Raw genomic sequence first — 14,787 nt, 5'->3', positions numbered from 1 at the left:
TCAGGCCGGCAGCATCAAACCCAGCTGCCGGGCGCTCGAACGAAGTTCTGGCAGGCAGCGTTCGATCAGCTTTTCTTCCGAGTCCTGCCAGTCCTTGATGCTGATGCTCATTCCCGCTACGACGCGTCCGCTGGCGCTGCGTACGGGAACGCCTATGGCCGTCAAACCCAGTTCAAGCTCCTCCTTGATCAGGGAATAGTCTTTCTCCTGAACCTGCTTTAATTCGCGTAGCAAGGCTTCGCGCGTATGGGCGGTGTATTGCGTCATGATTTTGAACGGCGCCAGTTCCAGATATGCCTCCAACCTGCTTTGTGGCAGCTGGGACAGCATCATGCGTCCGATCGAGGTGCAATGCGCGGGCAGACGACTTCCCAGGCCCAGAGAGACCGTCAGCACGCGTTGCCGCTGGGCGCGCGCCAGATACAGAATTTCGTCCCCGTCCAGCAACGCCAAGGCGCAGGTTTCCCCGACCCTGTCACTCAAATCGTCCAGTATGGGCTGGGCCAGACTGACGATTGAGGTTGACGAAAAATAGGCATGGCCCAGTTGCAAAATGGCCGGGCGCAGCTTCCAGAACGGCCCATCCTGTTCGGCATAGCCCAGCGCCTGCAAGGTATAGAGACAGCGCTGTACCACGGCCCGTGCCAAGCCGGTCTTCAAGGCAATTTCAGCGGCGCGCAAGGGTCGCCTGCGGTCAGAGAAAGCGGTAATAACCTGCAGGCCACGGGCCAGTGACTGCATATAGTCTGGATCGCCTTTGTAGTTGATGGTGGCGGGGGCGCTTTCTTTGGTTTTTGTCATGGCGAGATGAAGGGGCCAAATTTGTTTTGTTCGATTAACGAACTTGTTGGGATTGTCGAGAATTATCGATGATAAATTGTAAAAAAAACAAGACTTAGCAATTTAATAATCAAGTTCGATTATCGAACAAAATAAGTTTGGAGTGATACATGAAGAATGTTCTGACCCATAAATGGGTTCCGTTTCTAGCCGGAGTAGGTGTTTTGCTCACAGCGCTGAGTGCTCAGGCGGCGTACCCCGACAAGCCCATTCGTTTGGTTGTGCCTTTTACGCCGGGTGGGGTCACTGATGTGATTGCGCGCGGTGTCGCACAGCAAATGTCCGAGGACCTGGGTCAGATCATCATCGTGGAAAACAAGCCTGGCGCAAGTGGAATTATTGCCACGGACTTTGTTGCCAAATCCGCGCCCGACGGCTACACCGTGCTGCTCGCGGCAGTGGGTCAGGCCGTCGTCAATAACCATCTCTATAAGAAATTGCCTTACAAGCCTGAGCAGGATTTAACGGCGGTGTCCTTGGTGGCGGAAGGTCAGAACGTGTTGGTGGTGAACGCTCAGCAAAGCCCCTTCAAGTCCGGTCAAGAGCTTATTCAGTATGCTCGCGCCCATCCTGAAGAATTGACCTACGCTTCCTTTGGCAACGGTTCCTCCTCGCACCTGTCGGCAGCGGCTTTCACCACGATGGCGGATATTGATGTGATTCACGCTCCCTACCGAGGCAGTGCGCCTGCGATGACAGATCTGCTCGGTGGTCACATCTCTTTCATGTTCGACAGCATGGGAACGGCGATCACGCATATCAACGCCAATACGGTGCGTCCCTTGGCCGTGTCCGGGCCCGAGCGTTCCTCGTTGTTGCCAGAGGTCCCCACGTTTGCGGAACTGGGTCTGGACCAGGGCTATAACGTGACGGCCTGGTTTGGTTTTCATGTCAGCAGCGGCACCCCGGCCCAAATTGTGGAGCGTTTGAGCCAGTCCATGAAAGTCGTCAGCCAGAATGCCGAGTTTGTGGAAACGTTTCGCCGCCAAGGCGTGGAGATCAAGTCGTCCACTCCTGCCGAGTACGCCGCGTTTCTGCAACAGGAGAACGAGAAGCTGGGCAGTCTGATCAAGCAAGCCAATATCACGCTGGACTAATGGTTGTTAAATGGAGCACTGTAACGTGAGCGATCAGCAGCCCTGTGATGCTAGGCGTCCCGCCCCCTTGGAGGGAATCCGGGTTCTGGACCTGACCCGGATTCTGGCCGGTCCCTGGTGTACGCAGAACCTGGCGGACCTGGGGGCCAATGTATATAAGATCGAGCGTCCCGAAACGGGTGATGACACGCGCGCCTGGGGCCCTCCCTTTTTGCAGACCCCCGATCGGGAAGATACGGCTGAGGCGGCCTATTACTTGTCGGCCAACCGTAACAAGCAGTCGATCAGTCTGGACATTGCCAGCCGGGAAGGGGCAGACGTGGTGCGTGCCATGGCACGGGAATGCGACATTTTGGTGGAGAACTTCAAGGTGGGTGGCCTTGCTAAATACGGGCTGGACTACGCCAGCTTGAAAGCAATCAACCCTCGCCTGATTTATTGCTCGATTACCGGGTTTGGCCAGACAGGTCCGTATGCCGAGCGTCCGGGTTATGACTTCATGATCCAGGCCATGGGTGGCATGATGAGCCTGACGGGCGAGCGTGATGACAAGCCCGGTGGTGGCCCCCAGAAGGCGGGGGTTGCCGTGGCGGACCTGATGACGGGCATGTATGCCACCAGCAGCATTCTGGCTGCCTTGTTCGAGCGCACGCGCAGCGGCCTGGGGCAGCATATTGATATAGCCCTGCTGGATTGTCAGGTTGCCATGCTGGCAAACCAGAATATGAACTATCTAGTCAGCGGGCAGGCACCCAGGCGGGCAGGCAACGCCCACCAGAATCTGGTGCCGTATCAGGTGTTTCCGACAGAAGATGGTCACATCATTGTGGCCATCGGTAATAACCGTCAGTTCGCGGCTTACTGCGAAGCGATTGGTCACCCGGAGATTGTTGAGGATTCGCGTTTCAACATTAACAGTCAGCGGGTCAAGCACCGTGATGAGCTGGAGCAAATCCTGAGCGCCGCAATGCAGAAGCATCCTAGTGCTTATTGGCTGGAAGCTCTGGACAAGATTGGCGTGCCAGCCGGGCCGATCAATGACCTGCATGGGGTGTTCTCGCACCCGCAGGTGCAGGCCCGCAAGATGCGTATTGAGCTGGGCCATAGTCAGGCGGGAAAAGTCAGCATGACAGCCAGCCCCATGCGTTTTTCGGATAGCCCGGTCTCTTATCGCATGGCTCCGCCCCAGCTGGGGGAGCATACCGATCAGGCGTTGGAGAGTCTGCTGGGCGCTCAGAGTCCTGAGCTGAAACAGTGGCGTGAAAAACAGCAGCCTTCGCTTGGCTGAATCGAGCGCCTGGTGAAAAGCCCTGTTCATCGAGATGGTATCTCGATGAACAGGGCTTTTTTATTGATAGAGGGTGGCTGGCGCGATTCCTGTCCTTGTCTCGGTCGCCACCACAGTCCCCATCATTTCTGTCCTTATTTTCGCGATTGTCGCTGCGGTCCGGTGCCTGGGCTGAGGCACCGGCTGCCTGTTGCTTTAACAAGTGGCGAGATACAGGGTTCAGCGTTGTTTATTGCGGGCATCGTTAATGGCATTGCGTGTGGCAATGGCGGCGGCCTGTGCGGCGTCCCGCCAGTCATCACTGCGGCTGGCGTAAAGGACGGCACGCGAGGAATTGATCATCATGCCGTTGCCTTGTGAGTCCATGCCAGCGGCCACGGTGGCGACTACATCCCCTCCTTGCGCGCCGATGCCAGGTACCAGCAATGGCATATCACCAATCCGGGCACGTACTTTGCCAATTTCTTCAGGGAAGGTGGCGCCAACCACCAGAGCACATTGACCATTCGTGTTCCACTTCTCTGCGACCAGGCTGGCTACATGCAGATACAAGGGAGTGCCGTCAGCCATTTCCATGAATTGCAGGTCAGAACCACCGGGGTTGGAGGTACGGCACAGCACGATTACGCCCTTGTCCTGGTGTTCCAGATAAGGCTCGACGGAATCAAAACCCATATAAGGACTGACTGTGACGGCGTCTGCGCGATAGCGCTCAAAGGCTTCGCGAGCATACTGCTCTGCCGTTGAGCCTACGTCTCCGCGCTTGGCATCGAGCACGATGGGCAGATGGGGGTAGCGGTTGCGGATGTAGTCGCACAGGTCTTGCAGCTGATCCTCGGCGCCCTGGGCGGCAAAGTAGGCGATCTGCGGTTTGATGCCACAGGTGTAGTCGGCGGTAACATCCACAATCGCCTTGCAAAATTCGTAAATCGCTCCGGGTTTGCCGGCCAGCTCCAAAGGCAGACGGGCAGGGTCCGGGTCCAGACCCACCATCAACATGGATTGGTTGTCCGTCCAGGCACGGTTCAGTTTTTCTATGAATGTCATGGGAATCAGGAAAGTAAACGGCTATATAAAAAGCTGAGCCAGACGGCGCCAGCAAAAATAAGGGATAGCAGGACGGCGGCGCTGGCCAGGTCCTTGGCCCGTCCGATCAAGGGGTGATGCTCCAGGGTAATGGAGTCGGCCAATGCCTCCAGAGCCGAGTTCAACAGTTCGACCACCAGCACAAAGACCAGTGTGGCCAGCAGGACCAGAATCTGCACGGGACTTTCTCCCAGCCAGAATGCCAGCGGTGTCAGGATGACGGCCAGCGCCAGTTCCTGACGAAAGGCAGCCTCATGGCGCAGGGCGGCAGCCAGACCTTGGCCGGAGTAGCGCAAGGCATTGAATAGGCGGCCCAAACCACCTTTGCTTTTGAACGGAGAGTCTGACATGAAGGAAGCTGCAGATTGAAGTGCCCTGATTATAGGGGTTTGCTTGAACGAAAAAAAACCGGATGGAAAAATCCATCCGGTTTTTGAACTAAAAGCGTAGCGATCAGGGCAGAAGTGATCAATTTCTGCCCGGACCGGGGTACGGATAGATGGCTTAGAAGCCGCCCATGCCACCCATGCCGCCCATGCCGCCCATGTCAGGCATGGCTGCAGCAGGCTTGTCTTCCACGATTTCAGTAACAGCCACTTCGGTAGTCAGCAACAGGCTGGCGATCGACGCTGCGTTTTGCAGGGCAGTGCGAGTTACCTTGGTGGGGTCCAGGACGCCTTGCTCGACCAGGTCACCGTACTCGCCGGTAGCGGCGTTGTAGCCGTAGGTGCCGGTGCCGCTGGCCACTTGGTTCACAACCACGCTGGCTTCTTCGCCGGCGTTGGTCACAATGGTGCGCAAAGGAGCTTCGATAGCACGCAGGATCAGCTTGATGCCGGCGTCCTGATCGGTGTTGTCGCCCTTCAGTTCGGCAACAGCAGCGCGAGCACGGATCAGTGCAACGCCACCACCAGGAACGATACCTTCTTCGACGGCTGCGCGAGTTGCGTGCAGGGCGTCTTCAACGCGGGCTTTCTTCTCTTTCATTTCGACTTCGGTGGCAGCGCCCACGCGAATCACGGCAACACCGCCAGCCAGCTTGGCCACGCGCTCTTGCAGTTTTTCACGGTCGTAGTCGGAGGTGGACTCTTCGATCTGGACGCGGATCTGTTTCACGCGTGCTTCGATGTCGGTGCCGTTGCCAGCGCCGTCGATGATCGTGGTGTTTTCTTTGGCCACTTCAATGCGCTTGGCCTGACCCAGGTCGTCCAGCGTCGCTTTTTCCAGGGACATACCGGTTTCTTCAGAGATCACGGTACCGCCAGTCAGGATAGCGATGTCTTCCAGCATGGCCTTGCGACGATCGCCAAAGCCAGGAGCCTTGACAGCGGTTGTCTTCAGGATGCCGCGGATGTTGTTCACAACCAGAGTTGCCAGAGCTTCGCCTTCCACGTCTTCAGCAACGATCAGCAAAGGACGGCTGGTCTTGGCAACTTGCTCCAGTACGGGCAGCAGGTCACGAATGTTGGAGATTTTCTTGTCGAAAATCAGAACAAACGGATCGTCCAGAACAGCAACTTGCTTGTCAGCGTTGTTGATGAAGTAAGGGGACAGGTAGCCGCGGTCAAACTGCATGCCTTCGACTACGTCCAGCTCGTTTTCCAGGGATTTGCCGTCTTCAACGGTAATCACGCCTTCCTTGCCCACTTTGTCCATGGCATTGGCGATGATTTCACCAATGGAGTGGTCGCTGTTGGCGGAGATGGAGCCGACCTGAGCGATTTCCTTGCTGGTGGTGCAAGGACGGGACAGTTGACGCAGTTCGTCAACCACCACGCTGACAGCCTTGTCGATACCGCGCTTCAGGTCCATTGGGTTGATGCCGGCGGCAACAAACTTCAGGCCTTCTTCAACGATGGCCTGGGCCAGAACCGTAGCGGTCGTGGTACCGTCACCGGCGTTGTCGGAGGTTTTGGAAGCAACTTCTTTAACCAGTTGAGCACCGATGTTCTCGAACTTGTCTTTCAGTTCGATTTCCTTGGCAACGGACACCCCGTCTTTCGTCACGGTAGGAGCGCCAAAGGAGCGGTCCAGAACAACGTTGCGGCCTTTGGGGCCCATGGTGGTCTTAACAGCGTTAGCCAGAACATTGACGCCGCGTACGATGCGGGTGCGTGCGTCGTCGCCGAAGTAAACTTGTTTTGCAGTCATGGTTTGAATCCTATTGAATTTTCGTTGGCGGTACTTATTCGATCACGGCGAAGATTTCTTCTTCGCGGATCACCAGCAGCTCTTCGCCGTCGATCTTGACGGATTGGCCGGAGTACTTGCCAAACAGAACTTTGTCGCCGACCTTCAGGTCCAGCGCCAGAACCTTGCCGTCCTCGGTTTTCTTGCCGGGGCCAACGGCCAGGATTTCGCCTTGATCGGGCTTTTCAGTCGCGCTCTCGGGGATAACGATACCGGAAGCGGTGGTGCGTTCGTTGTCCAGACGCTTGACGATCACGCGATCGTTCAAAGGACGCAGTGCCATGGAGAAACTCCTGTTTAAGATGACTTTAGTTGTTGGTCCGATTTTGGGGGCGAGGCGTTTTAGCACTCTGCCCCTTCGAGTGCTAATTATAGGGACGACTTTTCTAATTTCAAGAGCACCCGGGTCGTGTTGTTACATATTTGTCCTGGGGCGTGGAGCTTCAGGGGACACAAAGGCCTGGCGACGGCAAGCGTCAGCATCCTGCTTTGCGGTTCGTCCCCCTTCAGCATACGCGTTTATTCATGTCAGGGCAGATCGGGCGGGGCCTCTTTCAATTTGCTTCAACGTCCTGCCAGGCTACAGGCGTCGCTCCCCACAGGTTCAGACCGTGCTTGCGCCTGCGCTCAAATCTGGCGCGGGTGTCGCTGGCAACAACGGATCGATAGCCCGGCACAGGGCCAGCAAGTGATCGTCCGCGCCAATATCGGCCTCGACCAATATGCCTACCGGCAAACCTGTCGACAGGCCGACAGGCAAAGAGATGCCCGGTGCGCCCAGGTTGGAGCCCAGATCCGTGCGGGAAATATAGGTATTGAAGGTAGGCACCGCCTTGCCGTTGAGCAGGGTGGTTTCATCGTCGCCGATCGGGCAGGCTGTCAGAGGAGTCGTCGGGAAGATCAGGCCGCTGATGTCGGAGCTGCGCAGAAGGTCGGTGTAAGCTTGCTGCATCAGGGGGCGGTCAAGGTTCAGAGCTTCTTCATAAGCCTCTTGGCTGATGGTGTAGTCGCCCGTTATGGCATCAAAGATTTCCTTCACGTCGGGGCTGTTGATGCCCGCAATCAGCTCGTCAAGCCCAATGCCGTACTTGTTTTCAGCCAGGTATAAAGGCAAGGTCTGCAAGGTCTCGTACAGCACAATCGGCATGCCTACACGGGCATTCCGGGCCAATAGTGGCGACAGGTCGACCTCTACCAAGGTCACCCCGGCTTTTTGCAGATCATCCAGGAATGCCAGGGTGACCTTAGCCACGCCCGCATCCAGATTTTTCCAGAAACTATCACGCGGCACGCCCAGACGCAGTTCTTTCAAGGACGGCGTGGCAATGAGGGAGGGGGCTTTCTGGCACAGAACGGAGTCCAGCAAACTGATGTCCGCCAGGCTGCGCGTCATGGGGCCTGCCGTATCGCGGGTGGGAGACAGGGGCACAATGCCCTGGCCCGAGTATCGGCCTACCGTGGGACGAAAGCCGTACAAGCCACACAGGGAGGCAGGCAAACGGACCGAGGCGCCGGTATCGGTGCCCAGGCCAGCGGGAAACTGACGGGCAGCAACGGCGGTAGCCGTACCGCCAGACGAACCACCGGGAATGCGGTTGGGATCATACGGGTTGCGGCTCGGACCTGTGGTGGCATTGTTGGTGGTAATGCCAAAGGCCAGCTCATGCATCACGGCTTTGGCCGGCAGGACGGCACCAGCCTGACGCAATTGGCTGACAATCTGCGCATCCTGGAGAGGAAAACGGCCTTGTAGCGCGCCCGTGCTGGAGGTGGTGGGCATGTCGGTGGTGTTCAGGTTGTCTTTCAACACCAGTGGTACGCCGTCCAGGGCGAGAGCCTGGCCACGGGCGCGGCGTGCGTCGGATTGATCGGCCTGCTGATAAAACAGCGCCGGGTCCAGGTGCGCCAGACCGCCCAGATGGGCCATTTTCTGGGATTGCTGCAGCAGCTCTTCTGCAATTTCGCGGGCGCTAAATTGCTGCTTTTCCAGCCCTGCCAGCAGTTCGCTGGCGCTAAGTTCGGTCAATGCCATGGAGTCTCTCCTGGGGGCCGGTACTGGCCCCTGCCTGTGATCGTGAAATCAATCAGCCTCTATAAGGGCTGTCTTGAATAAAAAGAGACGTTAAGGGTATCAGCAAGCACAGGACTGGGCTTAGCTTGCTCGCCAAATGACCTTGTTGCGGCCAGCATGTTTGGCCTCGTATAAAAGCCGGTCTGCCTGTTCAATCGCCTGGTTGATGTCGCCATTGCTGTTGAGCTGCACGACTCCGAAGCTGGCTGTCAGCGTATGGGCGGTAGCGGCAATGGGCAGATTCATCACACTGCTGCGCAGGCGCTCGGCCACCAGGACGGCCGTATGCAGGCTGGTGCTGCGTATCAGCATGACAAACTCTTCGCCGCCGAAGCGGGCTGCCAGATCGTCTTGTCGGACCGTCCGAGCCAGCAAGGCTCCGAATTCCCTCAGGGCCCGGTCACCAGCGGCATGTCCCCAGGTGTCATTGAGTGACTTGAAATGGTCCAGATCGCAGGTCAGCACGGCCCAGCCGTTGTGACCATACAGTTCCAGGCGTTTTTTGACCTGTTCAAAAAAAGCACGGCGGTTGAGCAGACGCGTCAGCGGGTCCCGGCTGCGTTCATGGTCCAGCGTCTGAACAATGGACATGGCCGTGCTGGTCAGGATGGCTAGCGCCAGCCAGATGCTGATGAACATATTGGTTGCCAGCATGAGCAGCCAAAAGCCCGAGCGAGTCAGTTCCAATTGCCCATCATGGGGAATGACGGTCGCCAAAATGGCAACGCGGATAAAGGCATAGATCAGTACGATCAGGTAGGAGGCCCGCAGCAAGGTACGAAGGGGCAGAGTGGGTGCGTGTCCATACAGGATGGTTTTGGCCGGCAAGGCAACCAGCAAGGCCAGGCCCGAATTCAGGATCAGCAAACGCAGCCACAGTTGATCATCGACGCGGGAAAAATAAAAGAGCAGGCCCAAGGTCGTGGCCATGATCAGGCAGGCCCCGCCGACATGACTGCGCCCTCCAAAGCGTAAGGCCACCCCTTGGGCCATTGCCCATACCCCCAGCAGATACATGGAAGATAAGGGCAGGGTCCAGCGGGCCAGCAGCTCGGTGGGCATCAGGCTGTGAATGCCCATGGGAATGGCGGTGGCGATATAACCGCTGGCAATCCAAAGCAGATAACGGTGATCGCGCAGGCGGCTCCAGCAGTAGATCATGGCGATGCCCAGCAAAGCCGCACAGGCAGGGACGATCAGAACGAAATACTGATTGGGTGAGGACACGGTAAGTGACGTGCAATAAAAAAGGTTAAAAACCGGCGTTACAACAATTGTAACGATATTGCCGTGTGACAAACGTTTGATGCTTGAGAACAAACACTTTAATCGTGCAAAAGAGGACGTTTTGATCTGCTTTATGCATCTTTTTCGAGACTGGGCAGGTAATTAGGCGCTTGCAGGAACAGACTGCGGGGAAGTATCAGCCCGCTTTAAACCCCAAAGCAGAACCAGTCCTGCCGCTAACGGTGTCCCTCGTGTCAATAAAGAAGGGGGGAGCCGTCGTGGCCCCCCCTTGGCAGGCTGCGACCACTTTTTTTATGGTGCTGTTTCAACCAATACCAGCTCTGCATCGTCCAGCGCCTGAATATCCAGGGACGTTTCCTGGCGGATCGCGGCCCCGTCACGGGCATTTAATTCGAGTCCATTGACCAAAACCCGTCCTTTGGCAGGCACCAGATAGGCCAGATGGCCGGCTGGCAGCGATACGCTGGTGCGCTGACCTTTTTGCAGGGTCGCTCCCAGTACCCGGGCTTGGGCACGAATGGGCAAGGCTTCCGTGTCACTGTCAAAACCGCTGGCCAAGGCCACAAACTGACCCGAGCGCTCCGCTTTGGGAAAAGGTTTGGCACCCCATGCGGGAGGCAGGCCACGACGCGCTGGCTGAATCCAGATCTGGAAAATCTGGGTTGTGACACTTTCCAGGTTGTACTCGGCATGCCGGATACCGGTGCCGGCACTCATGACCTGCACATCGCCTGCTTCGGTGCGCCCTTTGTTGCCCAGGCTATCCTGGTGGCTGATGGCCCCTTCACGCACATACGTGATGATTTCCATGTCAGCATGATCGTGAGGGGGAAAACCGGTATTGGAGGCGATGGTGTCATCGTTCCAGACACGCAGCGTCCCCCAGCCCATCCGGGCGGGATCGTAATAATTGGCAAAGGAAAAATGGTGCTTGGCGTCCAGCCAGCCGTGGTTGGCGCCGCCCAGTTCATTAAAAGGCCGACGTTCAATCATGATGCGCTCCTTGATTTTGCGTATTGAAAAACATTCTAGGCCGCTTGTGGGCGTAATAAAATAGAATCAATAGCATAGTATTTATTCCAAAAATTACATGAAAACGCTCCCCGATCTTCAGGCCTGGGCGATTTTTGCCACTGTCGCTGAAACCGGCTCATTTGCCCAGGCAGCCGAGGTGTTGGGCCTGTCGCAGCCCACTGTCTCCAAGGCCATCGCCCGGCTGGAAAAGCAGCTGAATATTTCTTTGTTTCACCGCACGTCTCGGCGTCTATCTCTGACAGAGACCGGTCTGGCCAGCCTGGAGCAGGCGCAAACCGTGTTGGCCGCTGGGCAAGGTGCTGAAGCGCTGGCGCGCGATCAGCGGGAAAGCCTGCAAGGGCGGATAAAGATTGCGGCGCCCATGTCTTTTGGGCTCGAGCATCTGGCGCCTTTGCTGCCAGCCTTTATGAAGCAGCACCCCGCGGTGTTGCTGGATCTGCACTTTAATGATGCCCAGGTCAATATTGTCGAGCAGGGCTTTGACATGGCCTTGCGCATCTCCACGATGGACGATTCCAGTCTTTTAGTGCGTCGATTGTGCAATCTGCGTTTGCGTTTGGTCGCGGCCCCTGCCTATCTGGCCAACTATGGCAGGCCGGCGCACCCCAGCGATTTGGCCCGGCACAGCAGTCTGCGCTATGCCTACGAGCGACGAGGCAGCGTCTGGCGCTTTCAGCAAGGGGCCGAGCACTACTCGCAAACGGTGCCTTGCCGCTTGCAGGTCAATAATGCCCAGGCCTTGATGGCGCCGTTGCTGCAGGGGCTGGGCTTGGCCGTGCTGCCGCAGTTTCTGCTCGGTGACCTGGTCGAGCAAGGTTTGCTGGAGGTGGTCTTGCCGCAATGGGATCTGCCCAGCCTGACTTTGCATTTGCTCACTCCGCCTGGCCGCTCGCGCCCGGCTCGGGTGCAGGCCTTTATCGATTTTCTGGTGGCCAGTTTTGAGCGTGCGCCCGGGGCAGAGGATAGTCCGTAAAAGACCGCTTACGTTTTGCCGTTAGACTGTCCGCTACACCCTTGTTTTCTAGGAGATCACCATGGATAAACGTCCTCCCTTGCCTCCCTTCGATCTGGACAGCGCCCGTCAGAAAGTACGCGCAGCAGAGGATGCCTGGAATAGCCGTGACCCGGTCAAGGTTTCGCAGGCTTATACCGTGGATACGCGCTGGCGCAATCGCAGCGAATTTCCGCAGGGACGCGATCAGGTCCAATCTTTTTTAGAACGTAAATGGCAAAAAGAGCGTGAATATCGTTTGATCAAAGAAATATGGGCCTGGCATGAAAACAGAATCGCGGTGCGCTTTGCGTATGAATGGCAGGATGAATACGGGCAATGGTGGCGCAGTTATGGAAATGAAAATTGGGAATTTGATGAGCATGGCTACATGGCGGTACGGCATGCCAGTATTAACGATGTGGCTATTGCCCAGTCCGAGCGCAAGTTCCATTGGCCTTTGGGGCGTCGCCCCGACGATCATCCCGGTTTGAGTGAATTAGGTCTGTAATTTCAAGTCCTGAGTTCTTGGAAACGGGACAAGGTCCGTGGATACCTCCCCACGCAATACAAATCCGGTCTGGTCAACGCCAAACCGGATTTTTTAAATCTGTAATCTCGATGTCTCAGCCGTACTGGCCTGAAATGAATAGAGGTAAAAATATTGAAGTTTCCCTGTTCGCCGTCAAAGACAGACGGGCGAATAAATGGTTTAGTGTTGAGTTAGCCTTCCTTTAACTTCAAGGAGTCCTCTATCATGAATCACCCTGCTGGCTTGAGTGCGACCGCAGAGGCGGCGGATTGCACCGCGCCGTCCAGTCACTATTCCCGATTGATCGAGCAAGCTCGCAAAGAGCCCAAGCGGATTTGTGTGGTGGCTCATCCCTGCGACGACGTGTCTTTGGGGGCAGCCTTGCAGGCTCGGGCACAAGGTCTGTTCGATATCGTATTGGTGGGACCGCAGGCTCGTTTGCATGCCGTGGCGGCGCAACATGGTTTGAGTCTGGAAGGAATCACCTTGATTGATACGCCTCACAGCCATGCCTCGGCCGAGCGGGCGGTGCAAGAGGTGCTGGCCGGACGGGCGCAACTGCTGATGAAGGGCAGCCTGCATACCGATGAGCTGATTCAGGCCGTGCTGTGTACCGGGGGCAAGGGTTTGCGCACGGGACGCCGTCTGAGCCATGTTTTTATTATGGACGTGCCCCGTTACCCCGAGCCTTTGTTCGTGACCGATGGCGCCATCAATATTTTTCCGGACTTGAGCACCAAGGCGGACATTGTGCAAAACGCCATTGATCTGCACCATGGACTGGGGCTGGGTACACCGCTGGTGGCCATCCTGTCTGCCGTCGAGCAGGTGACGGAAAAAATCCCGACCACGCTGGAAGCCGCCGCCTTGTGCAAGATGGCCGACCGCGGCCAGATTACCGGGGCGGTGTTGGACGGCCCCTTGGCGCTGGACAATGCCATCAGCCCCGAGGCGGCACGCATCAAATGTATTGTGTCGCCAGTGGCGGGCAAGGCGCAGATTCTGGTGGCCCCCGATCTGGAAGCGGGCAATATGCTGGCCAAGAATTTGACTTTTCTATCCGGTGCGCAGGCAGCCGGTATTGTGATGGGCGCGCGTGTGCCCATTATTCTGACCAGTCGCGCCGACAGTGCACAGACCCGTTTGGCCTCGTGCGCGGTGGCCAGTATTTATGCCGGCTATCTGGAGCGTAAAGTTGCCTTGGAGGCCAAGCATTCATGAGCGAGCAGATTCTGGTTGTTAATGCGGGCAGCTCCAGCCTGAAGTTTCATATGTACCAGGTTCAGCCGGGCGACCAGCTTGACTTTGAGTTTGGCGGCCAGGTCTCGGGCATTGGCAGTACCCAGCCCGCTTTCAAGGTCAAGAATGCGCAAGGGCAGTCCCTGATCAAGCAGGATCTGGCCGCTGAGCAGGCCAGAGATTTGCACACAGCCCAAGCGCTGGTGGCACGCTGGTTACTGGAGCATGTGGAGGGTCGGCCCATTGCGGTGGGTCACCGTATCGTGCATGGCGGTGCGCGTTACGACAAAAGCGTGCCCCTGACGCCGCAGGTTCTGGCCTATCTGGACAGTCTTTCACCCTTGGCTCCCTTGCATCAGCAGAACAATCTGGCTCCAGTGCGAGTGATTTTCGAGCACTATCCGGAAATTTTTCAGGTGGCCTGTCTGGACACGGCGTTCCATCAGGGGCATGTACCTTATTTGCAGCATTTCGCCTTGCCGGAACGTTTCTTTGAGCAGGGTGTGCGCCGCTACGGGTTTCACGGCCTGTCCTACCACTATATTTCACAGCACCTGCGACAGGAGTTTCCCGAGCTGGCCGATGGGCGGGTGGTCGTGGCTCATCTGGGCTCGGGCGCTTCGGCCTGTGCCCTGAAAGAAGGGCGCAGCGTGCATACCACCATGGGGTTTACCGCACTCGATGGTTTGCCGATGGGCACACGGCCTGGACGTCTGGACGCCGGCGTGGTCTTGTGGATGCTGGAGCAGGGCATGGATCACGACGAGATTCAGTCCGTGCTCTACACCCAATCCGGTCTGAAAGGCCTGTCGGGCGAACAGGCTGATATGCGGGCACTGGAGGCGTCCGATGATCCGCGAGCCAAACTGGCCGTGCAATACTTTTGTTACCACACGGCCGAGAACCTGGCTGGCTTATGCGTGGCCCTGAAGGGGCTCGATACCTTGGTGTTTACAGCAGGTATTGGCGAGCACAGCCCGTCCATACGTGCAGGCATTGCGCAGCACCTGGAATGGCTGGGAGTGGAAATTGATCCGATACGTAACCAGAAGGGGCAAACCGTCATTTCCACAGACGACAGCCCGGTCAGGGTTCTGGTCATTCCTACCAATGAGGAACGGGTTATTGCCGAGCAGTCTCTCGCTCTGGTGCGGGCAAGCCCCTAACATC

General features: G+C 57.1%; 14 protein-coding genes. 6 read left to right on the top strand and 8 right to left on the bottom strand.

Annotated features, from left to right (window positions below):
- A complete protein-coding gene (locus FE795_RS13675) occupies positions 1-801 on the bottom strand; it encodes an IclR family transcriptional regulator domain-containing protein (RefSeq protein WP_003802362.1) in 801 nt (266 codons plus the stop codon).
- 149 nt (positions 802-950) lie between these two features.
- Between FE795_RS13675 and FE795_RS13670 the strand changes: the two genes are divergently transcribed.
- Together FE795_RS13670 and FE795_RS13665 are read left to right on the top strand one after the other, a co-directional pair.
- Entirely contained in the window at positions 951-1,937 is a 987-nt protein-coding gene (locus FE795_RS13670) for a Bug family tripartite tricarboxylate transporter substrate binding protein (protein WP_131070861.1), read from the top strand.
- Positions 1,938-1,962: 25 nt separating this feature from the next.
- Entirely contained in the window at positions 1,963-3,225 is a 1,263-nt protein-coding gene (locus FE795_RS13665; protein ID WP_230406197.1) for a CaiB/BaiF CoA transferase family protein, read from the top strand.
- A 219-nt stretch (positions 3,226-3,444) separates the two neighbouring features.
- Here FE795_RS13665 and pyrF read toward each other — a convergent pair whose 3' ends face one another.
- The 7 genes from pyrF to FE795_RS13630 all read right to left on the bottom strand — a co-directional run bounded on the left by pyrF (position 3,445) and on the right by FE795_RS13630 (position 10,813).
- Complete coding sequence (pyrF, locus tag FE795_RS13660; protein ID WP_003802357.1) at positions 3,445-4,272, bottom strand: orotidine-5'-phosphate decarboxylase; 828 nt, start codon at positions 4,270-4,272, stop codon at positions 3,445-3,447.
- A 5-nt stretch (positions 4,273-4,277) separates the two neighbouring features.
- A complete protein-coding gene (locus tag FE795_RS13655) occupies positions 4,278-4,661 on the bottom strand; it encodes a diacylglycerol kinase (protein ID WP_003802355.1) in 384 nt (127 codons plus the stop codon).
- 154 nt (positions 4,662-4,815) lie between these two features.
- A complete protein-coding gene (gene groL / locus FE795_RS13650) occupies positions 4,816-6,462 on the bottom strand; it encodes a chaperonin GroEL (protein ID WP_003802354.1) in 1,647 nt (548 codons plus the stop codon).
- Between the two features lie 34 nt (positions 6,463-6,496).
- Positions 6,497-6,784, bottom strand: a complete 288-nt coding sequence (locus tag FE795_RS13645; protein WP_003802352.1) for a co-chaperone GroES — start codon at positions 6,782-6,784, stop codon at positions 6,497-6,499.
- A gap of 321 nt (positions 6,785-7,105) precedes the next feature.
- Positions 7,106-8,533, bottom strand: coding sequence for an indoleacetamide hydrolase (gene iaaH, locus FE795_RS13640; RefSeq protein WP_219235068.1), 1,428 nt, complete (start codon positions 8,531-8,533; stop codon positions 7,106-7,108).
- A 120-nt stretch (positions 8,534-8,653) separates the two neighbouring features.
- Positions 8,654-9,799 carry a GGDEF domain-containing protein gene (locus FE795_RS13635; RefSeq protein ID WP_219235067.1) on the bottom strand — a complete coding sequence of 382 codons (1,146 nt, stop codon included), beginning with the start codon at positions 9,797-9,799 and terminating at the stop codon, positions 8,654-8,656.
- Between the two features lie 312 nt (positions 9,800-10,111).
- A complete protein-coding gene (locus FE795_RS13630) occupies positions 10,112-10,813 on the bottom strand; it encodes a pirin family protein (protein ID WP_219235065.1) in 702 nt (233 codons plus the stop codon).
- A 97-nt stretch (positions 10,814-10,910) separates the two neighbouring features.
- Between FE795_RS13630 and FE795_RS13625 the strand changes: the two genes are divergently transcribed.
- The 4 genes from FE795_RS13625 (at position 10,911) to FE795_RS13610 (ending at position 14,783) form a co-directional block, all read left to right on the top strand.
- A complete protein-coding gene (locus FE795_RS13625) occupies positions 10,911-11,828 on the top strand; it encodes a LysR family transcriptional regulator (protein ID WP_219235063.1) in 918 nt (305 codons plus the stop codon).
- 61 nt (positions 11,829-11,889) lie between these two features.
- Positions 11,890-12,357 (top strand): nuclear transport factor 2 family protein, encoded by a 468-nt coding sequence (locus FE795_RS13620; protein ID WP_003802342.1) that lies wholly within the window; start codon positions 11,890-11,892, stop codon positions 12,355-12,357.
- 246 nt (positions 12,358-12,603) lie between these two features.
- On the top strand, positions 12,604-13,599 hold the full coding sequence (locus FE795_RS13615; protein WP_131070856.1) for a phosphate acetyltransferase: 996 nt from the start codon (positions 12,604-12,606) through the stop codon (positions 13,597-13,599).
- Positions 13,596-14,783 carry an acetate/propionate family kinase gene (locus FE795_RS13610; RefSeq protein WP_131070855.1) on the top strand — a complete coding sequence of 396 codons (1,188 nt, stop codon included), beginning with the start codon at positions 13,596-13,598 and terminating at the stop codon, positions 14,781-14,783. The genes FE795_RS13615 and FE795_RS13610 overlap by 4 nt, the downstream gene beginning before the upstream one ends.
- Positions 14,784-14,787 lie beyond the last annotated feature (4 nt).

Source organism: Alcaligenes ammonioxydans, assembly GCF_019343455.1.
Taxonomy (GTDB): domain Bacteria; phylum Pseudomonadota; class Gammaproteobacteria; order Burkholderiales; family Burkholderiaceae_B; genus Alcaligenes; species Alcaligenes ammonioxydans.
This window is presented reverse-complemented; position numbering and strand designations above follow the sequence as displayed.